This is a genomic window from Erwinia pyrifoliae DSM 12163, from assembly GCF_000026985.1.
Taxonomy (GTDB): Bacteria; Pseudomonadota; Gammaproteobacteria; order Enterobacterales; family Enterobacteriaceae; genus Erwinia; species Erwinia pyrifoliae.
Map to the genome: position 1 here is coordinate 516,732 of NC_017390.1, position 19,235 is coordinate 535,966.

A 19,235-nucleotide genomic window follows, 5' to 3' on the forward strand; every position below is an offset into this window, starting at 1 on the left:
TGATAGCAGCGAGTTTGGCTCTAGTGTAATCGCTTCGCTGTCAGCAACAAACTTTAAAATGTCTTAGTGAAAAAATGGATAGCTAATAGCAGCTTTTGTTCATTGCCCTGTTACTTTTTCAGCGCTATGATAATTTCGCTTATTCTCAGGGCGGGGCGAAATTCCCCACCGGCGGTAAATCAGCTGACGCTGAAAGCCCGCGAGCGCTTCAGATCCATTCTGAAGGTCAGCAGATCCGGTGTAATTCCGGGGCCGACGGTTAAAGTCCGGATGGGAGAGAATAACGATTCTTGACGGGCTGATGCTCGCCTCGCGTTATTTGTTGTCACCGCATAACACTCCTAAGCACGCCCTGGTTCTGGTAACCCATACATTTATTAAGGTTTATTTACCATGAATCAGTCGCTACTTTCCGAATTTGGCACGCCTGAACAGCGTGTCACTCGTGCCGTTGAGGCGCTGCGATCCGGTCGCGGTGTGATGGTACTGGACGATGAAGATCGTGAAAACGAAGGTGATATGATCTTCGCCGCCGAAACCATGACCGTTGAGCAGATGGCGCTGACCATCCGCCACGGCAGCGGTATTGTCTGTTTGTGTCTGAACGAAGAACGTCTGGAACAACTTGATTTGCCCATGATGGTGCAGAACAACACCAGCGCTTATGGCACCGGCTTTACCGTGACTATCGAAGCGGCACGGGGCGTGACTACCGGCGTTTCTGCGACAGACCGGCTGACCACCATCCGTACCGCTATTGCTGATGATGCCAAGCCCAGCGATTTGAACCGTCCTGGCCACGTATTTCCACTGCGCGCCCGTTCCGGTGGCGTGTTGACCCGTGGTGGCCATACTGAAGCCACTATCGATTTGGTCACCCTGGCCGGTTTCAAGCCAGCGGGCGTGCTTTGTGAACTGACTAACGATGATGGTTCAATGGCCCATGCGCCGGAAGTGATGGTGTTTGCACGTCAGCATAATATGCCGGTCGTCACTATCGAAGATCTGGTGTCCTGGCGCCACAGTCAAGAAACGCTACAGGCCAGTTAATCTTGCTGCGGGCCGGTTTCTCCGGCTTGCTGGTATCAGCCCGGGGCATGGCAGCACCAGGCCGATGCACTTCACAGCATGCCGCTCTGGCATTCAAATTTACTGAATGTCTTCTTCAGGGTTATCCAGGTTCTTCCGACAGTGAAAGGGCGTAATGTGGTGTCCATTGAGCAAAATTTTGCCTGGAGCCACACTATGAGTCAGCAAACTATGCCTGCGCTGTTCCTGGGGCACGGTAGTCCGATGAACGTTCTGGAAGAGAATATCTACACGCAAACCTGGCGCAAACTGGGGACTGCCCTGCCAAGGCCTGAAGCGATTATTGCCGTGTCCGCCCACTGGTATACCCGGGGTACGGCGGTGACGGCGCTGGAAAAACCGCGCACTATTCATGATTTCGGTGGTTTCCCGCAGGCATTATTTGACACGCATTATCCGGCACCTGGCTCCCCGGTGCTGGCACAACAGGTGGCCGGTGCATTGGCTCCGGTTGCCGTAGAGCTTGACCGCGAGTGGGGATTCGACCACGGCTCGTGGGGAGTGCTAATCAAGATGTACCCTGACGCGGACATCCCGCTGGTGCAGCTGAGCGTGGACGGCAGTAAACCCCCTGCTTACCACTTCGAACTGGGACGAAAACTGGCCGCGCTGCGCGAGCAGGGGGTTATGATCGTCGCCAGCGGTAATGTGGTGCATAACCTGAGCAGGATGCGTTGGCAGGATGAGGCACAAGCCTGGCCCTGGGCTGAATCCTTTAATCAATACGTACGCGATAATCTGGGCTGGGAAGGGGAAGCCTCACAGCATCCGCTGGTGAACTTTATGCAGCATGAGGGCGCGGCACTGTCGAACCCTACGCCGGAGCATTATCTGCCGCTGCTGTACGTACTCGGTGCACGCGCAGCGGGCGAAACGGTGTCGATCCCGGTGGATGGGATAGTCATGGGGTCACTCAGTATGCTGTCCGTGCAGGTAGGATAAGGGGCTTGTTCGCTCAGATGACGGGGCAACACCCGTATCTGCCGCACGGTAACGGGTCATGTGTTGTTTTAACCGCCTCGGGCAAAGGCGAGTCAGTGCTCGCCCTTGCCCGACAGATCATCCAATAAAGGTGTGCGGATAGAAGCGCGACAGATCCTGGGTGATCAGATCGCGATCTTCGCGCAGGCCGATGCCGGCAGGCCGATCGTTGATCAACCAGCTGCCAATTAGCGTATAGCTGTCACCAAATTTCGGTAGCGGATGAAACTGTTGCACAATCATCCCTTCTTCACCGTATGGCCCATCGACACGCACAATCTCCTGACCGTTTTCCACAATGCGGATATTCGCGCCCTCGCGGGAAAACAGCGGCTTGACCACATACTTATCCATGTGGGGCACGTTATCTTCTGCGAAGTATGCTGGTAACAGGTTCGGATGGTCAGGGAACATTTTCCACAGCAACGGCAGCAGCGCTTTATTGGAAAGAACGCTCTTCCAGCCCGGTTCCAGCCAGCGCACCCCGGCATCGGCCAGTTTAGTGGAGAACGTTTCGCGCAGCATAAATTCCCACGGATAGAGCTTAAACAGGTTACCAATCACCTGGTCGTGGACATCGGTAAATTGCCCTTTCTCACCCAGGCCGATTTCATCCATATAAAGGAAATCCGTTGGTAGCCCGGCTTCCGTGGCGCAGTCCTGCAAATACTGAACGGTGCCACGATCTTCTTCAGAATCCCGGCAACAGGCCAGGTGCAGCCAGCTAAAACCGTGCTGCTTATGCAGCTCGCTAAAGCGTTCGATCAGCTTTTCCTGCAGGCTGTTGAACTGGTCGCTGCCAGCGGGGAGCAGGCCTGCTTTCAGCTGGTCTTCCAGCCAAAGCCACTGGAAGAACGCGGCTTCATACAGCGAAGTGGGCGTATCGGCATTGTTTTCCAGCAGTTTGGCCGGTGAATGGCCATCCCAGGCGAGATCCAGCCGCGAATAGAGCGATGGCTGGCCGCTTTTCCAGGATTCGCGCACGAAGTCCCAGGTATGTTTTGGAATGCGGAACTTAGCCAGCAGCTCTTCGCTACCGGTCACCAGCTCCACCGCCTGCAGGCACATCTGGTGCAGTTCACTGGTTACGTCTTCCAGCGATTCAATTTGCTGCAGCGTGAACTGATAGTAGGCCTCTTCACACCAGTACGGTTCGCCGTGCATGGTGTGAAAACGAAAACCATATTCCGTCGCTTTTTCTCGCCAGGCCGGGCGTTCGGCAATGGCAATACGCCTCATCAGCGATTAGCCCCCCATGCTGCGTTTACTGCGCATGCTGCTGGCAGTACTGCTACTGTTACGCCGCAGGGTGTTTTGTTTGGCAACGCTGTCACCAAAACCGCCGCGTGTTACGGTGCTGGTGGTGGCAGGCTTAGGTGCCAGCGCACTTTTCGGCACCGTCATGGTACGGCCGGGGGTGGCGGCTCCGTAACTTTTCCCGCTGGCATCAACAAACTGACCGCTGGCTGGGCTGGTCGGGGATTTTGAAGTGAAAAGCGGCTGTTGCTGGCCGCCCATCCCGCCGCCCATCAGTCGGCCCATCATGTAACCGGCCATCAGTGGCATCCAGAAGCTGCCGCTGGACTGCGATTCCGCATTGGTATTGCCAACGCCAGCCTGAGCCGGTGCCTGCTGGCACTGGCCTTCGCCAAATTCAGCCACGCAGTCTGCACGACTGGTATATTTCGGCGCGGTTTTGGCCGCTTCTTCTTTGGCGCTGTTAAACGCGGTAGTGCACTGCGCGCTCTTGCCGGGGTTAGCGGCCGAGCAGTCGTCAGCGTTTTGATACATTGATACGGTTTCATCGGCCTGTTCACATGCGGCCAGCATAAATACCGCACTCACCGCCAGTGCTACCGGCGTTAAATGGCGGGCGCTCCAGCTTTTGCGAAAGGAGGCGTAATTAATTTTTTTAGTCCGTTTCATCAATTTTGTCCTGTGCCCAAAGTAGCTTATAGGATAGGGGAACGGCGGCGAAAAATGAAGCGATGGAGCCTGGGCGGCATGTGATCTTTACTCAGCTATACGTTCGATGGCGAAGGAACAGGTAGCCCTGTCAAAAGGGGCAGCTTTTGCTGCCCCTGAAAGGATCAGTAACTGAGGGGATTACCGATGGTTCGGGTAGCCGCCGGGGCGTTGCCGTTGCGTACCTTGTGAGCAGCGCCAACGGCGCGGGCATCCTGCTGCGGGTTTTCCGGGGCAACAACATCTGGCGCGGTAACCACATCTTTACCAAGCTGGCTATTCAACGTCTGCAGGTCCTGTTCGTTGAGCGTGCCCAGCGCAGACTTGATGTTTAGCTGATTAATCATATAGCTGTAACGCGCATTAGACAGCTGCTGTTTGGCATTGAACAGCGTGGTGGTGGCATCCAGCACATCGACGATAGTGCGGGTACCCACGGAATAACCGGCTTCCATGGCATCCAGCGAGCTTTGTGCTGAAACAACAGCCTGTTTGTAGGCTGCAATGCTACTGATTGAGGCATTCACGTTGTTGAACGAGGAACGCACGGTCTGGACGGCAGTGCGGTGAGCGCCTTCGAGCTGTTCACTTGCGGCAACAAAGGCGTACTGCGCTTGCTTAACCTGTGAGCTGACTGAGCCACCGCTGTACAGTGGCAGGTTGAAGCTCAAACCCACCTGGTTACTGCCGCTGATATTGTCCTTAGTGCTGGTTGACTGGTTAGCACGGCTGCCGCCGTAACGGTTATTGGATAAACCGGTAGACGCGGTCAGATCCAGCGTTGGCATATGGCCAGTTTCGGCAGATCGAATCTGCTCACGCGCCAGATCCTGAGAGAGACGGGCTGCTAACAGACTCAGATTGCGGTTTTCTGCTTCTTTTAGCAGAGCGCTGACCGGCTGCGGTTTATCCGTTTTGAAAGTATCAACGTTGAGTGAAGCCAGGCTCGCATAGTAGTTACCGGTTACCTGACGCAGGGTTTCAACCGCATTGTCCAGCTCATTACGCGCTGCCACTTCACTGGCCAACACGGTATCGTACTGCGAGCGGGCGTTCTGCACATCGGTAATGGCAACCAGGCCCACGTTAAAACGCTGGGTGGTTTGATCCAGCTGGCGATAAATGGACTGTTTTTGTGCCTCGGTATATGACAGGGTATCGATGGCATTCAGGACATTAAAATAGGCGGTAGCGGTATTCAGGATCAGCGTCTGCTGGGCGGTCTGCCAGGTGACGTCCTGAATCCCGGCGGTCTTTTCCTGCAGGGTAAGCGCACGCCATTTTGACATATCAAAAATGGTCTGAGTCAGTTGTAGTGAGGCACTTTTAGTGTTGCTGTTAGCGCCACTGCTATCACGGTAACCGTTGGTGTACGTATAGTCAGCTCCAAGGCCAAGCTGCGGTAACAGCGGGCTGCGAGCTTCATTAATTTTCTCAAATGCCGCATCACGATCGGCTGCTGAGCTACGAAGGTCAGGATTTGATAAACGCGCCTGCTGATATACCTGCAGCAGGTTTTCAGCCTGGCTGGCAACACTGAAGCCGCCCAGGCTCAGACCGATAAGTAAAGGGAGCAGTTTGTTCATTTGCATTCCTTGTAGTGCAGCAAAATTGTTATGGTAGTTGTTATGGTAGCGCTGACGAAGACCAAAAATTGTCGCCGATGATAGCAGAGATTCCGGATCAGGTAAGTTGGCTGAAAGTGCCATCCTCCTTCTAATTTACTTAAATACGTCATGAAGAACCAGACATCCGGCTGATTACTATTGAACTTACCGTTTTCACCCTCATTTTCAGGAGATACAGTGATGACCGCAGTGAACAATTATCCGGTAATTTTTACCAAAAACGATGTAGAAATCATGGCTCGCGAGACCCTGTACCAGGGTTTTTTTTCGTTGCAACGCTATCGTTTTCGCCACCGTTTATTTAACGGGGGAATGAGCGGTGAAATCACCAGAGAAATTTTCGAGCGCGGTCACGCCGCAGTGCTGCTACCCTATGATCCCCGGCGTGATGAAGTTGTGCTGATCGAACAAATCCGTATAGCGACCTACGATACCAGCCCCACCCCTTGGGTGCTTGAGCTGGTGGCAGGAATGATTGAAGCGGGTGAAACGCCGGAAGACGTGGCGCGCCGCGAGGCGGTAGAAGAGGCAGGTCTGACAGCCGGACGGATTAAACCCATCATTAATTATCTCTCCAGTGCGGGGGGAACGACAGAACGTCTGGCGGTGTTTGTCGGTGAAGTGGATGCCAGCGTGGCGCAGGGAAACCACGGTCTGGAGGAAGAGAATGAGGACATTCTTGTGCATGTGGTGAGCCGCAGTCAGGCTTATCAATGGGTGGAACAGGGGAGAATTGATAATGCCGCTGCCGTTATTGCTTTGCAATGGCTGGAGCTGCACCATAAACAGTTACGCCAGGAGTGGAAAAACGAATAATGAAACGCTATGTCCCCGACTTTCCTGAAATGATGCGCGTTTGCGAGACCAATTTTGCGCAGCTGCGCCGGTTATTGCCTAAAGAAGACCGTGCCGGCGAATCTGTGGCATATCAGGTGACCGGGGCCAGTTATCTGATTACCATTCAGGAGTCGACCCGCTATACGACGCTGGTGGAAATCAGGCAAACCGCCCCGGCGGTAAGCTACTGGAGCCTGCCCTCCATGTCGGTACGCTTGTATCACGACGCGATGGTGGCAGAAGTGTGTTCCACGCAGCAGATCTATCGCTTTAAAGCACGCTATGATTATCCAAATAAAAAGCTGCATCAGCGTGACGAAAAGCACCAGATTAATCAGTTCCTGGCTGACTGGTTACGCTATTGCTTGTCCCACGGCGCAATGGCCGTCCCGGTGTGTTGAGCCAGCTGCAAACCTTTTTATCAGCAAATCATTCGGGTTGCAGCCAACTCACCTGCCGCTTTTTAGTATGACTGGTACAGATCTAACCGTAAGGACTTTGATTGGATAGCCTGTTAAAACTTCCTGTGGCGAGTGGGTCCAGAGTCAGGATTTTACAGATAACGGATACCCACCTTTTTGCAGGTAAAGATGAAACGCTGTTGGGGGTGAACACCTGGGCCAGTTTCGACGCCGTGCTGGAAGCTGTCGCTGCAGAACGACGTCACTTTGATCTGATCGTCGCCACGGGCGATCTGGCACAGGATCACGCGGTAGAGGCCTATCAGCATTTTGCTGAGGGCATTGCTCGCCTACCCGCGCCCTGCGTCTGGCTACCGGGCAATCACGACTATCAGCCGACGATGTTTAGCACGCTGGGGGCGTCCAGCATTGCCGACCAAAAGCAGGTGCTGATAGGAGACCACTGGCAAGCCGTGCTGCTGGATAGCCAGGTATTTGGGGTGCCACACGGTGAACTGAGTGATTACCAGCTGGAGTGGCTGGAACGTGCGATGGCCGCTGAACCACAGCGCCACACGCTGATCCTACTGCATCATCATCCTTTGCCTTCCGGCTGTTCCTGGCTTGACCAGCACAGTTTGCGTAATCCGCATATGCTTGATGCTGTTTTGCGGCGCTACCCGCTGGCAAAGACGCTGCTTTGCGGTCATATTCATCAGGAGCTGGATCTTAACTGGCATGGGCGTCGCGTACTGGCAACGCCCTCAACCTGCGTGCAGTTCAAGCCTCACTGTACCCATTTCACCATTGATGCTGAAGCGCCAGGCTGGCGCTGGTTGAATCTTGATCAGGATGGCCACCTGGAGACAGAGGTTAAGCGCCTGAACACGCGCAAGTTTAACCCGGATCTTGACTCCGAAGGGTACTGACTCATGGCTACGCTGCTTTATCTGCACGGTTTTAACAGTTCGCCCCAGTCGGCCAAGGCGACGCAGTTCAGGCAGTGGCTGACGCAGCACCATCCTGATATCCGCCTTTACGTTCCTCAGCTACCGGCTTATCCGTCAGAAGCCGCGCAGCTGCTGGAAGATTTCGTGATGCAGTCGGCCGGCGAGCCGTTGGGGATAATCGGTTCTTCACTAGGCGGCTATTACGCCACCTGGCTGTCGCAATGCTTTACCCTGCCAGCGGTGGTCGTCAATCCTGCCGTGCGCCCATTTGAGCTGCTGGTGGATTACCTCGGTGAAAACGAGAACCCGTACACCGGCCAGCAATATGTGTTAGAGTCACGCCATATTTACGATCTAAAAGTGATGCATATTGACCCGTTAGAGTCTCCGGATTTGCTCTGGTTACTGCAACAAACGGGCGATGAAGTGCTCGACTACCGCCAGGCTCTCGATTATTACAGCGCCTGCCGACAGACGGTAGAAGAGGGCGGAAATCATGCTTTTATCGGATTCGAACGCCATTTCTCCGCCATCCTCGACTTCCTTAACGTCAAGGATTGAGATGAGCCGGGGGCTGGCCACGCATTTTTAGCCACCACTAATCAGATTGTTACGATGACTCAATCCAGTTACAACGCTGATTCCATTGAGGTTCTCAGCGGACTTGAACCCGTGCGTCGCCGCCCGGGTATGTACACCGATACCGCGCGTCCTAACCATTTAGGCCAGGAAGTGATCGACAACAGCGTGGATGAAGCGCTGGCCGGCCATGCCAAACGTGTCGAAGTGATTCTGCATCCCGACCAGTCACTGGAAGTGATTGATGACGGGCGCGGCATGCCGGTGGATATCCACCCCGAAGAGGGCGTACCGGCGGTTGAGCTGATTTTCTGCCGCCTGCATGCCGGAGGAAAATTCTCCAATAAAAACTATCAGTTTTCCGGCGGCCTGCACGGCGTGGGGATCTCGGTGGTTAACGCTCTGTCAAAACGTGTAGAAGTCACCGTACGTCGCAATGGCGAAGTGTATGAAATGGCGTTTGAAAACGGTGACAAAGTGCAGGATCTCACGGTTACCGGGACGGTCGGTAAGCGTAACACCGGTACTCGCGTGCAGTTCTGGCCGGACGAGTCCTTCTTTGACAGCCCGCGCTTCTCGGTCACGCGCTTAAGCCACCTGCTGAAAGCCAAAGCGGTGCTGTGTCCGGGCGTGGAAATCGTTTTTAAAGACAGGCTGAACAAAACCGAACAGAGCTGGTGCTACGCCGACGGTTTGACTGACTATTTGATGGAGGCGGTTAACGGCCTGCCGCTGCTGCCTGAAAAACCCTTTGTCGGGGCGTTCTCCGGCGATGTTGAAGCAGTAGACTGGGCGCTGTTATGGCTGCCGGAGGGCGGCGAGCTGCTAACCGAGAGCTACGTTAACCTGATCCCGACCATGCAGGGCGGTACTCATGTTAACGGCTTGCGCCAGGGGCTGCTGGATGCGATGCGCGAGTTCTGTGAATACCGCAATATTCTGCCGCGTGGCGTGAAGCTGTCGGCGGAAGATATCTGGGATCGCTGTGCTTACGTGCTGTCGGTAAAAATGCAGGATCCACAGTTCGCCGGTCAGACGAAAGAGCGCCTGTCATCACGCCAGTGCGCCGCTTTTGTCTCAGGCGTAGTCAAAGATGCTTTCAGCCTGTGGCTTAACCAGAATGTCCAGGCAGCAGAAATGCTGGCCGAGCTGGCAATCTCCAGCGCCCAGCGGCGCATGCGTGCGGCGAAGAAAGTGGTGCGTAAAAAGCTGACCAGCGGCCCGGCGCTGCCGGGGAAACTGGCTGACTGTAGCGCACAGGATTTGAGTCGCACCGAACTGTTCCTGGTGGAAGGGGACTCGGCGGGCGGCTCCGCCAAGCAGGCGCGCGATCGCGAATATCAGGCGATCATGCCGCTGAAGGGTAAAATCCTTAATACCTGGGAAGTCTCCTCTGATGAGGTGCTGGCTTCGCAGGAAGTGCACGATATTTCGGTGGCGATCGGCATCGATCCCGACAGCGAAGATCTCAGCCAGCTGCGTTACGGTAAGATCTGTATTCTCGCCGATGCGGACTCCGATGGATTGCATATCGCCACCCTGCTGTGCGCGCTGTTTGTACGCCATTTCCGCACGCTGGTTAAAAACGGTCACGTCTATGTGGCGATGCCGCCGCTCTACCGTATCGACCTGGGTAAAGAGGTCTATTACGCGCTGGACGAGGAAGAGAAAGCAGGCATTCTTGAGCAGCTGAAGCGTAAAAAAGGCAAGCCGGGCGTGCAGCGCTTTAAAGGGCTGGGCGAGATGAACCCGTTGCAGCTGCGTGAAACCACGCTTGACCCAAATACCCGCCGTCTGGTGCAGTTAACGATAAGCGATGAGGATGTCGATCAAACGCTGGCAGTGATGGATATGCTGCTGGCGAAGAAACGATCTGAAGACCGTCGTAACTGGCTGCAGGAAAAAGGCGACAGCGCAGAAATCGAGGTGTAAAACGGTTTTAGCCGTGATGAATTAAAGGCCCTGAGTTCAGGTTAAATGGATTTGAACAGGGCCTGCAATTGCCCTTACCGCCTGCTTTATTAAGCCTGTGGCTGGAAAATTTCCACCACCAGCATACGGGTATAAACACGCTGGATTAAATTCCCTATTCCATTGGCATTCCGCTCTGGCAAATCCTCAACGGCTATTTTTGCGGCGAACGATGTGCAGGTTCTCAGTGAAATGAAGTGAGCCATTCCCCTTTCATCCCCCAATGATATTCAGCGTTATAAACTGAATATCATTCAGTCTGCCCGCATGGAAACCCCGGTGAAAGCGCCCGATAAAAACAGGCGGCAATAACATTCCAGCCTTGATAATGACGGCCAATATTCAATCCCCGCTCGCCACAGCCTGGCTGTTATGCAACCGAGCCACTCGCCGTGCAGGCAATTCCAGAACCCTTTTCAAATTTATTTGGAACCGAACGCTGCGGGTTAACACTTATTTACGCTAAACAGCATATGAACATGGTGGTTTTGCATCAGCATCGTTAAATCCATCTTCCCGACATCTGATTTGCTGCTTAGACAAAATTATCGTTTTCCACACCACGTCGCGGTTCTCTTTGGCACAGTTCATGTTTAATAACGTATCGTCCAGTTCAGTTCATCGTGTTTCGTCAAGCAGCAACTCATACGCAATACACCCGGATATTCACATTATGTCCCCCGCCAGTCATCCCAAAGGTGCCCTGACAGGGGCCTTGCAGGGCAACAAACTACTCTACATTAGCGATTTGCACGGAAAGCTTTTCATACCCAAACTTATTGCAGAATCCGCGAAGGATCTGAAGAAAGCGGGAGCCGATCATCTCGCGGTAGAATTTGTGAAATTCACCGACGGTGCACTCCTGAGGGAAGCTTTGCATGATGGTAAAAGCGCCGTGCATGATTTTCTGGAAAATTCATGGGGTAAACACGGTTCCGCTTGGCTACATGAAGTGGCTGGCGCCCTGGTCAATGCCCATAAAGCCGGGATTTACGTTTCCGGGATTGACCGCAGGCTGGCGGTTGCTGAACCCAATACAGCCATGGAAAAAATCCAATATATGAAGAAAAGGTTGTCCCTTAATGTTGCCTGGGACGCTGCAGTAAAACGAGAAGCTGAGGCCGTCTCTGCGGGAAAAAGCATTGTATGGGGAGGCGCAGGTCATTTTAGCGACAGTAAAAATGAGGGGCCAAAAGATATGAGGCCCGGACTGGTTATCTCATTTGACCTGAGCGGGAATGGCCGTAATAAAATAAACGACACCGATCAACATAGCCATATTGTTATAGCCGGAAAATGATAAACGACGACATCAGCCTTGACGTTCAGGATGCTTAATGGTTTATGGTCGGTGTTCCCGATCATAAAGCTGAAGTCTGTATTTTCTCATTCAGTAAGGTTAAGAAGGTTTAAGACTAAAGGGCCGTTCTCCAGTGCGGAACGGCCGTAACATTGCTTGCCTGAGCTATTTAATGGCGGGTTCCAGTATAAAAATCTTCACGTCAACCACATCGTCCTTAATGGCCGTACGGTGGTTTTCCATATGTTGCGCTTGCTGATGTTGTTCAAGGTGGCGCAGCGACTCCCAGTGTTCCACCATAAAGATTGAATGCGGTGAGTGCTGCTTCCAGGGAACCTGTGCTTTATGATCGATCAGCGGCTGGTAGCTTGCGCAACCTTCCTCCGCCAGCACCTCCGGTATCAGCGCCTCAATCGCCTGCAACACGACATGGCGGCGGCCTGGCCTGATACAAATTTCAGCGAGAACGGTCAGCATACTGTTTCCTTCTTTAATACGGGTCAGTTGATCAGTTAAGCAAAGATTTCGCTAAGATGTGTCAGATAACGCGCAATAACCCCGACATCGTCTTGCTCTCCTGTTGACATTATGACAATAAATGCGGGTAACCGCCGATGTCAGAGAACTGACTGGCCTTGTGAACAGGCCGGCAGCGGCCTATTTCTTTCGCGTAATGAATGCGAGTCTGGTAGGGCGATTTGGCAAGGAAATATGTTTATAATCAAAGTAGTATTGCATTTCAGGCAACAATCCGTGGCAATGACACGAATAACGAGAGTATAAAAATGATGATGAAAACAGGAGCCATGGTTCTGCTGCTGTTGGCAGGTAGCGCCAGCGCGCAATCACATCTTGATAGGGTGATGCAGAGTAAAACCCTGACCGTTTGCACCACCGGGGACTATAAACCCTATACTTATCTGCGCCCGGATGGCAGCTATGAAGGTATTGATATTTCACTGGCGCAGTCGCTGGCGAAAACGCTGGGGGCGGAGGTGAAATGGGTGCCAACCACATGGAAAACGCTGACTGCGGACTTTATTGGCAAACAGTGCGATGTCGCGCTGGGAGGTGTATCGGTCACCTTGAAGCGCCAGCAGACCGCATGGTTTGCCAGCCCGCTGGATAGCGATGGCAAAATTCCTCTGGTGCGCTGTGTGGATAAAAATAAATACCGCACGGTTAAACAGCTGAATAAGCCGACGGTACGGCTGATTGAACCGGCGGGCGGCACCAATGAAGCCTTTGCACATGCTTTTCTGCCGCAGGCTAATCTGACGCTGTTCCACGATAACGTGACCATCTTCCAGCAGTTGGTGGACAAAAAGGCGGATGTGATGGTAACCGACGCCTCTGAAGCGCTTTATCAGCAGAAACGCTACCCGCAGCTGTGCGCCATCAATCCGGGAAAACCGTTGCAGTACGGCGAGAAGGCGTGGATGTTGCCGCGTGATGATATCAGCTGGAAGATGTACGTTGACCAGTGGCTACATCTGGGGAAAGCCAGCGGTGAGTATCAGCAGATAGTGGGACAGTGGTTAGCGACAAAGGGGTAAGCCTAAGGCCCGGAGCGCCTTGCCGGGCCGTCGCTGATGCAAGCTTCAGGCAATGATGTTCCCCCGTTTTGCTGTTATTCAGTTAATTACCGCTTACCTGAATCCCGTTTACTGCTGCATGATACAATTCGTTGCAGGCTGCCCCGCTTAACCACCGATCTCTGTGACAGACCCTTACCAGATAAGGTACTATCCTCGCCAAACTTACCGCTGTGGCGGTGCTGGCCCTGAACGCGCCGCGATATGAGGACAAGAAGAGAATGAGTGACCTGACGCAGGATGGTGCAGAGCGTCTTGCCCTGCATAAATTTACTGAGAATGCTTACCTTAACTACTCCATGTACGTCATCATGGATCGCGCGCTGCCTTATATTGGCGATGGGCTGAAGCCAGTACAACGACGCATCGTTTATGCGATGTCGGAACTGGGGCTAAGCAACAACGCGAAGTTTAAAAAATCGGCGCGTACCGTCGGTGATGTGCTGGGTAAATACCATCCGCACGGCGACAGCGCCTGCTATGAAGCGATGGTGCTGATGGCGCAGCCGTTCTCCTACCGTTACCCGCTGGTCGATGGCCAGGGGAACTGGGGGGCGCCGGACGATCCCAAATCCTTTGCGGCGATGCGATACACCGAGTCGCGCCTGTCAAAATATGCCGAAGTCCTGCTGGGTGAGCTGGGTCAGGGCACCGTTGACTACGTGCCGAACTTTGACGGCACCCTGCAGGAGCCGTCAATGCTGCCGGCACGCCTGCCTAACATCTTGCTGAACGGCACCACCGGTATTGCCGTTGGCATGGCCACTGACATTCCACCGCACAACCTCAGAGAAGTGGCTAAAGCCGCCATCACGCTGATTGACAGCCCGAAAACCACCCTTGATGAACTGCTGGATATCGTTCAGGGGCCGGACTATCCGACCGAAGCTGAAATCATCACCCCGCGCAATGAAATCCGCAAAATCTATCAGAACGGGCGCGGTTCGGTGCGTATGCGTGCGGTGTGGAAGAAGGAAGAGGGCGACGTGGTGATCACCGCGCTGCCGCACCAGGTTTCCGGTGCGCGCGTGCTGGAGCAGATCGCCGTACAGATGCGCAATAAAAAGCTGCCAATGGTCGAAGATCTGCGTGATGAATCCAATCATGAGAATCCGACGCGGCTGGTTATTGTCCCGCGCTCCAACCGCGTCGATATGGATCAGGTCATGAACCACCTGTTTGCCACCACCGACCTTGAGCGCAGCTACCGTATCAACCTGAACATGATCGGGCTGAACAACCGCCCGGCGGTCAAAAACCTGCTGGAGATCCTCTCCGAGTGGTTGATATTCCGTCGCGATACCGTGCGCCGACGTCTGAATCATCGCCTGGAAAAAGTGCTCAAGCGCCTGCATATCCTCGCCGGTTTACTGGTGGCCTTCCTCAATATTGACGAAGTGATCGAGATTATCCGCGCCGAGGATGAACCTAAACCGGTGCTGATGTCGCGCTTTGACATCTCAGAAATCCAGGCAGAAGCCATCCTTGAGCTGAAACTGCGTCATCTTGCCAAACTGGAAGAGATGAAGATCCGTGGCGAACAGGACGAACTGGAAAAAGAGCGTGCGCATCTGGAGGCTATTCTGGCTTCCGAACGTAAGATGAATACCCTGCTGAAGAAAGAATTACAGGCCGACAGCGATGCTTACGGCGATGACCGCCGCTCGCCGCTGCGCGAGCGCGAGGAAGCGAAAGCGATCGGTGAGCATGAGCTGATACCGTCAGAACCGGTGACCATCGTGCTGTCGCAGAGCGGCTGGGTACGCAGCGCCAAAGGCCATGACATTGACCCGGCCGGCCTCAGTTATAAAGCCGGAGACGCTTACCTCGGTGCGGCACGCGGCAAGAGCAATCAGCCGGTCGTCTTCATTGATTCAACCGGCCGCAGCTACGCGCTCGACCCGCTAACGCTACCGTCGGCGCGTGGTCAGGGCGAGCCGCTTACCGGCAAACTGACCCCGCCGCCGGGGGCGGTGGTGGAACAGGTGCTGATGGCGGATGAGACGCAGAAACTACTGATGGCATCTGATGCCGGTTACGGTTTCGTCTGCACCTTTAGCGAACTGGTGTCACGTAATCGCGCGGGCAAAGCGCTGTTAACCCTGCCGTCAAATGCCAAAGTGATGACACCGTTAGCGATTCAAAGCAATGACGATTTGCTGCTGGCGATCACCGCTGCTGGCCGTATGCTGATGTTCCCGGTCAGCGAACTGCCGCAGCTGTCGAAAGGCAAAGGCAACAAGATTGTCTCAATCCCGTCTGCGGAGGCTGCTTCAGGTGAAGATAAACTGGCCTGGCTGCTGCTACTGACGCCGGAAAACGCGATCACCCTGTATGTGGGCAAACGTAAACTAACGCTGAAAGCCGCTGATTTGCAAAAATTCCGTGCCGAGCGCGGCCGCCGTGGCACCCTGTTGCCGCGTGGCTTACAGCGTATTGACCGGGTTGATGTGGAAGGTGCGGTGTGTGCAGCCGCCACGGATGATAGCGGGGAGTGATCCTAAGCTTTATCTGACGAATCGTTTATTCAACTGACCGAATGAAATGATGTCTTATTGAAGAAAGTGTGTCGCTGTATCGTCAGAGCCGGGCGCGGTTGACATGAAGAGCATAATTCGCCGATCCCCATGCTGCCTGAACGATGACGGTGATAAAAGATAATGAGGTTGTGATGCTTACTCTGTTACGTACCCTGGTGGTAGTGGTTTACTCGATACTGGTGTGTGTGTTTGGTTGTATTTACTGTCTGTTTAGTCCACGCAATCCACGTCATGTGGCGACGTTTGGTCACCTGTTTGGCCGCCTTGCTCCGGTGTTTGGTCTTAAGGTGGAACTGCGCAAGCCGGCAGGGGCTGAAAACTATCCGAATGCGATATATATCTGCAATCACCAGAATAATTATGACATGATCACCGCCGCTGCCATCGTGCAGCCAACCACCGTGACCGTCGGCAAAACCAGCCTGCTGTGGGTGCCGTTTTTTGGCCTGCTCTACTGGCTGACCGGCAATCTGCTTATCGATCGGGAAAACCGCACTAAAGCGCATGGCACTATCGGTGAGCTGGTCGAACAGTTCAGAAAGAAGAAAATCTCTTTCTGGATGTTCCCGGAAGGGACGCGCAGTCGTGGTCGCGGCCTGCTGCCGTTTAAAACCGGGGCGTTCCATGCTGCCGTTGCGGCTGGCGTGCCGATTATTCCGGTAGTGGTATCCAATACTCACGGTAAAATTAAGTTGAACCGGCTAAAAAATGGCCTGGCGATTGTTGAAATGCTGCCGCCTGTCGATACCCCGGCTTTTGCCGACCAGTCGGTGCGTAAGCTGGCCACGCACTGCCGCGAAATCATGTCGGCTAAGCTGGATGAGTTGAACGCCGAAGTCGCCGCCCGCGAAGCCTCAGGCAAATTATAAATTTAACGGCATTACCACGCGGCAGCACGGTTCGTGCAGAATGATAAAAAGCAACAGAGCCACTGCGGTGGCCCCTTTTTGGCTTACGGAGTGGGTATGTCCTTCAGTCGTCGTCAATTTCTTCAGGCCTCGGGCATTGCCCTCTGTGCTTCTTCTTTGCCTTTTAATGCCCGTGCCGCCGGAGCGATCAACGCGCTACCGGTTCCTCCGCTGATTGAATCACGCCGTGGACAGCCGCTGTTTCTGACGCTGCAACGCAGCCACTGGTCATTTAACGGCAGTAATAAAGCAGCGGTCTGGGGAATTAATGGCCTGTATCTTGGCCCCACGGTGCGCGTGTGGAACGGCGACGACGTGAAGCTGATTTACAGCAACCGTCTGACCGAACCGGTAGCGATGACGGTCAGCGGCCTGCAGGTGCCGGGAGCGTTGATGGGGGGAGCCGCGCGTCTGATGTCACCGGGCGTGGACTGGGCGCCGGTGGTGCCGATCCGTCAGGCGGCGGCCACCTGCTGGTATCACGCCAATACGCCGAACCGTATGGCTCCGCATGTCTATAACGGGCTGGCCGGCATGTGGCTGGTGGAGGATGAAGTTAGTAAGTCCTTACCAATTCCTAATCACTACGGCGTTGATGATTTCCCGCTGATCATTCAGGACAAGCGCCTGGACAACTTTGCCACTCCGGTATATGCCCCGTCGGCTAAGGGCGGGTTTGTTGGCGATACGCTGCTGGTCAACGGCGTACAGAACCCGTATGTCGAAGTGTCGCGCGGTTGGGTAAGGCTGCGTCTGCTGAATGCCTCTAATGCGCGCTGCTATCAGCTGCGTATGAGCGACGGTCGGCCGTTCAATGTTATCGCCAGCGATCAGGGGTTTCTGCCGGCACCGGTGGCGGTGGAACAACTTTCACTGGCTCCGGGAGAACGGCGCGAAGTACTGGTGGATATGTCACAGGGGAACGAGGTGGCGATTACCGCCGGCGAAGCGGCAGGCATTGTTGACCGTCTGCGCGGCTTTTTTGAGCCATCTTCCATTTTGACCTCAACGCGGGTACTGACTCTGCGTCCGACCGGCCTGTTACCGCTGGTAACGGATAACTTACCCATGCGCCTGCTGCCGGACCAGGTGATTGAAGGCGCGGTGAGCCGCACGCGTGAGTTCCGCCTGGATGATTCGATGCCGGGCATTAACGGTGCGCTGTGGGAAATGATGCGCATTGACGTGCAGGCGCAGCAGGGCAGCTACGAGCGCTGGATCATCCATGCCGATACGCCACAGTCGTTCCATATCCAGGGCGTGATGTTCCTGATCAAAAACGTCAACGGGGCGCAGCCGATGGCGGAAGATCGTGGCTGGAAGGATACCGTATGGGTTGATGGCGAAGTGGAGCTGTTTGTCTCCTTTACTCAGCCATCGTCTGAGCATTTCCCGTTTGTCTACTACAGCCAGACGCTGGAGATGGCGGATCGCGGTGTAGCGGGGCAGCTGGTGGTTAATCCGGCGCAGCAGGCGGGCTGACTGGCCGGACTGGCAGCGGGCGAACGCCTGGCTTGCCCGGCGTTCGTGGGTTAATTCAATTCGTCCGGGTCAGGACCGAGGCGTTTGCCCTGGTCCAATGCGGCAATGTCGCTGATTTCCGCTTTTTCAAGGCGGAAATCGAACACCCTGAAGTTCTCTTCAATACGCGCCGGCGTGATCGATTTGGGGATAACCACCAGGCCACTGTCCAGATGCCAGCGGATAACAATCTGTGCCGGGGATTTGCCGTATTTCTTCGCCAGCTTCTTGATCGCTTGCTGGTCGAATACGCCTTCCCCGCCTTGTGCCAGCGGGCTCCATGACTCCGTCTGGATCTGGTGCATGGCGTTCCAGGCATGCAGGGTGCGCTGTTGCAGCAGCGGATGCAGTTCCACCTGGTTTATCACCGGACTGACGCCGGTGTCGTCCATCAGGCGTTTCAAATGGGCTTCACTGAAATTGCAGACGCCAATGCTTTTGGTCAGCCCCTGCTGTTGCAGTTCAATCATCTGCTGCCAGGCGGCCACGTAATTGTTTTTCCCCGGACACGGCCAGTGCATCAGATACAGGTCGACGCTCTCCAGCTGCAGCTTTTGCAGACTGGTTTCCAGCGCCTGCTGCGCGTTGAGCTGGTCGTCATTCCATAATTTGGTGGTGATAAAGATCTCGTCGCGAGCGATATCGGTTTCCTGCAGCGCCTGGCCAATACCTTCCTCATTTTTATAGATGGCGGCAGTGTCAATGGAGCGATAACCCACGGAGAGTGCTTTAACTGCTGCGCTGCGCGCTTCATCAATACTGGCCTGCCAGACGCCCAGCCCAAGCTGCGGCATCATATTACCGTCGTGTAGTTTGATGATCGGTTGATTTGCCATGATATCTCCTGTTCAGCGGATTAACCGGTGCGCTGGCACCGATTGATAACGCTAAGCTTAGTAGACAGGTGAGCAAGCCGTAAGTTAAACGATTTTCCGCTAAGGCTGGCACAGGCGCGACAGTACCTGCTGCA

Annotated in this window: 17 protein-coding genes and 1 riboswitch; of the genes, 12 read left to right on the top strand and 5 right to left on the bottom strand. The window is 54.5% G+C overall.

What is annotated here, in order from left to right; genetic code table 11:
• Positions 1-137 precede the first annotated feature (137 nt).
• A riboswitch (FMN riboswitch) is annotated at positions 138-286 on the top strand.
• Between the two features lie 107 nt (positions 287-393).
• Together ribB and ygiD are read left to right on the top strand one after the other, a co-directional pair.
• The gene (gene ribB / locus EPYR_RS02305) at positions 394-1,050 is read left to right on the top strand and encodes a 3,4-dihydroxy-2-butanone-4-phosphate synthase (RefSeq protein WP_012666802.1); all 657 of its coding nucleotides are present in this window, start codon (positions 394-396) and stop codon (positions 1,048-1,050) included.
• Positions 1,051-1,245: 195 nt separating this feature from the next.
• Positions 1,246-2,031, top strand: a complete 786-nt coding sequence (ygiD, locus tag EPYR_RS02310; protein WP_014538488.1) for a 4,5-DOPA-extradiol-dioxygenase — start codon at positions 1,246-1,248, stop codon at positions 2,029-2,031.
• A 117-nt stretch (positions 2,032-2,148) separates the two neighbouring features.
• Here ygiD and EPYR_RS02315 read toward each other — a convergent pair whose 3' ends face one another.
• The 3 genes from EPYR_RS02315 to tolC all read right to left on the bottom strand — a co-directional run bounded on the left by EPYR_RS02315 (position 2,149) and on the right by tolC (position 5,621).
• A complete protein-coding gene (locus EPYR_RS02315; protein WP_012666804.1) occupies positions 2,149-3,309 on the bottom strand; it encodes a glutathionylspermidine synthase family protein in 1,161 nt (386 codons plus the stop codon).
• 6 nt (positions 3,310-3,315) lie between these two features.
• The gene (locus EPYR_RS02320; RefSeq protein ID WP_012666805.1) at positions 3,316-3,996 is read right to left on the bottom strand and encodes a DUF1190 family protein; all 681 of its coding nucleotides are present in this window, start codon (positions 3,994-3,996) and stop codon (positions 3,316-3,318) included.
• Positions 3,997-4,160: 164 nt separating this feature from the next.
• Positions 4,161-5,621: an outer membrane channel protein TolC gene (tolC, locus tag EPYR_RS02325; RefSeq protein ID WP_014538489.1), complete on the bottom strand. Its 1,461-nt coding sequence runs from the start codon at positions 5,619-5,621 to the stop codon at positions 4,161-4,163.
• Between the two features lie 222 nt (positions 5,622-5,843).
• On the opposite strand from tolC, the gene nudF reads away from it, so the two are divergent.
• The 6 genes from nudF to EPYR_RS02355 all read left to right on the top strand — a co-directional run bounded on the left by nudF (position 5,844) and on the right by EPYR_RS02355 (position 11,701).
• Positions 5,844-6,479: an ADP-ribose diphosphatase gene (nudF, locus tag EPYR_RS02330; protein ID WP_012666807.1), complete on the top strand. Its 636-nt coding sequence runs from the start codon at positions 5,844-5,846 to the stop codon at positions 6,477-6,479.
• Positions 6,479-6,901, top strand: coding sequence for a DUF1249 family protein (locus tag EPYR_RS02335; RefSeq protein WP_012666808.1), 423 nt, complete (start codon positions 6,479-6,481; stop codon positions 6,899-6,901). Before nudF ends, EPYR_RS02335 begins: the two co-directional genes overlap by 1 nt.
• A gap of 101 nt (positions 6,902-7,002) precedes the next feature.
• On the top strand, positions 7,003-7,830 hold the full coding sequence (gene cpdA / locus EPYR_RS02340; protein ID WP_012666809.1) for a 3',5'-cyclic-AMP phosphodiesterase: 828 nt from the start codon (positions 7,003-7,005) through the stop codon (positions 7,828-7,830).
• 3 nt (positions 7,831-7,833) lie between these two features.
• Positions 7,834-8,412 carry an esterase YqiA gene (gene yqiA, locus EPYR_RS02345; RefSeq protein ID WP_012666810.1) on the top strand — a complete coding sequence of 193 codons (579 nt, stop codon included), beginning with the start codon at positions 7,834-7,836 and terminating at the stop codon, positions 8,410-8,412.
• 54 nt (positions 8,413-8,466) lie between these two features.
• Entirely contained in the window at positions 8,467-10,362 is a 1,896-nt protein-coding gene (gene parE / locus EPYR_RS02350) for a DNA topoisomerase IV subunit B (protein WP_012666811.1), read from the top strand.
• Between the two features lie 712 nt (positions 10,363-11,074).
• Positions 11,075-11,701: a hypothetical protein gene (locus tag EPYR_RS02355; RefSeq protein WP_012666812.1), complete on the top strand. Its 627-nt coding sequence runs from the start codon at positions 11,075-11,077 to the stop codon at positions 11,699-11,701.
• 165 nt (positions 11,702-11,866) lie between these two features.
• Here the strand turns inward: EPYR_RS02355 and EPYR_RS02360 are convergent, their stop codons facing one another.
• On the bottom strand, positions 11,867-12,178 hold the full coding sequence (locus EPYR_RS02360) for a putative quinol monooxygenase (RefSeq protein WP_012666813.1): 312 nt from the start codon (positions 12,176-12,178) through the stop codon (positions 11,867-11,869).
• A 308-nt stretch (positions 12,179-12,486) separates the two neighbouring features.
• Here EPYR_RS02360 and EPYR_RS02365 point away from each other — a divergent pair, with 308 nt between their 5' ends.
• From EPYR_RS02365 to ftsP, 4 genes are all read left to right on the top strand, one after another.
• On the top strand, positions 12,487-13,257 hold the full coding sequence (locus tag EPYR_RS02365; RefSeq protein WP_014538494.1) for a transporter substrate-binding domain-containing protein: 771 nt from the start codon (positions 12,487-12,489) through the stop codon (positions 13,255-13,257).
• A 260-nt stretch (positions 13,258-13,517) separates the two neighbouring features.
• Entirely contained in the window at positions 13,518-15,794 is a 2,277-nt protein-coding gene (parC, locus tag EPYR_RS02370; protein ID WP_012666815.1) for a DNA topoisomerase IV subunit A, read from the top strand.
• Positions 15,795-15,967: 173 nt separating this feature from the next.
• Entirely contained in the window at positions 15,968-16,705 is a 738-nt protein-coding gene (locus EPYR_RS02375) for a 1-acylglycerol-3-phosphate O-acyltransferase (RefSeq protein ID WP_014538495.1), read from the top strand.
• Between the two features lie 96 nt (positions 16,706-16,801).
• Positions 16,802-18,226, top strand: a complete 1,425-nt coding sequence (ftsP, locus tag EPYR_RS02380; RefSeq protein WP_012666817.1) for a cell division protein FtsP — start codon at positions 16,802-16,804, stop codon at positions 18,224-18,226.
• Between the two features lie 50 nt (positions 18,227-18,276).
• Here the strand turns inward: ftsP and dkgA are convergent, their stop codons facing one another.
• Positions 18,277-19,101 (bottom strand): 2,5-didehydrogluconate reductase DkgA, encoded by an 825-nt coding sequence (gene dkgA / locus EPYR_RS02385; protein WP_012666818.1) that lies wholly within the window; start codon positions 19,099-19,101, stop codon positions 18,277-18,279.
• Positions 19,102-19,235 lie beyond the last annotated feature (134 nt).

Coding starts and splice junctions, on each gene's coding strand:
- EPYR_RS02315 (WP_012666804.1), bottom strand. CDS start 3,309: ATGAGGCGTATTGCCATTGCCGAACGCCCGGCCTGGCGAGAAAAAGCG.
- ribB (WP_012666802.1), top strand. CDS start 394: ATGAATCAGTCGCTACTTTCCGAATTTGGCACGCCTGAACAGCGTGTC.
- nudF (WP_012666807.1), top strand. CDS start 5,844: ATGACCGCAGTGAACAATTATCCGGTAATTTTTACCAAAAACGATGTA.
- EPYR_RS02365 (WP_014538494.1), top strand. CDS start 12,487: ATGATGATGAAAACAGGAGCCATGGTTCTGCTGCTGTTGGCAGGTAGC.
- EPYR_RS02360 (WP_012666813.1), bottom strand. CDS start 12,178: ATGCTGACCGTTCTCGCTGAAATTTGTATCAGGCCAGGCCGCCGCCAT.
- parE (WP_012666811.1), top strand. CDS start 8,467: ATGACTCAATCCAGTTACAACGCTGATTCCATTGAGGTTCTCAGCGGA.
- yqiA (WP_012666810.1), top strand. CDS start 7,834: ATGGCTACGCTGCTTTATCTGCACGGTTTTAACAGTTCGCCCCAGTCG.
- dkgA (WP_012666818.1), bottom strand. CDS start 19,101: ATGGCAAATCAACCGATCATCAAACTACACGACGGTAATATGATGCCG.
- EPYR_RS02375 (WP_014538495.1), top strand. CDS start 15,968: ATGCTTACTCTGTTACGTACCCTGGTGGTAGTGGTTTACTCGATACTG.
- tolC (WP_014538489.1), bottom strand. CDS start 5,621: ATGAACAAACTGCTCCCTTTACTTATCGGTCTGAGCCTGGGCGGCTTC.
- EPYR_RS02320 (WP_012666805.1), bottom strand. CDS start 3,996: ATGAAACGGACTAAAAAAATTAATTACGCCTCCTTTCGCAAAAGCTGG.
- EPYR_RS02355 (WP_012666812.1), top strand. CDS start 11,075: ATGTCCCCCGCCAGTCATCCCAAAGGTGCCCTGACAGGGGCCTTGCAG.
- EPYR_RS02335 (WP_012666808.1), top strand. CDS start 6,479: ATGAAACGCTATGTCCCCGACTTTCCTGAAATGATGCGCGTTTGCGAG.
- ftsP (WP_012666817.1), top strand. CDS start 16,802: ATGTCCTTCAGTCGTCGTCAATTTCTTCAGGCCTCGGGCATTGCCCTC.
- ygiD (WP_014538488.1), top strand. CDS start 1,246: ATGAGTCAGCAAACTATGCCTGCGCTGTTCCTGGGGCACGGTAGTCCG.
- parC (WP_012666815.1), top strand. CDS start 13,518: ATGAGTGACCTGACGCAGGATGGTGCAGAGCGTCTTGCCCTGCATAAA.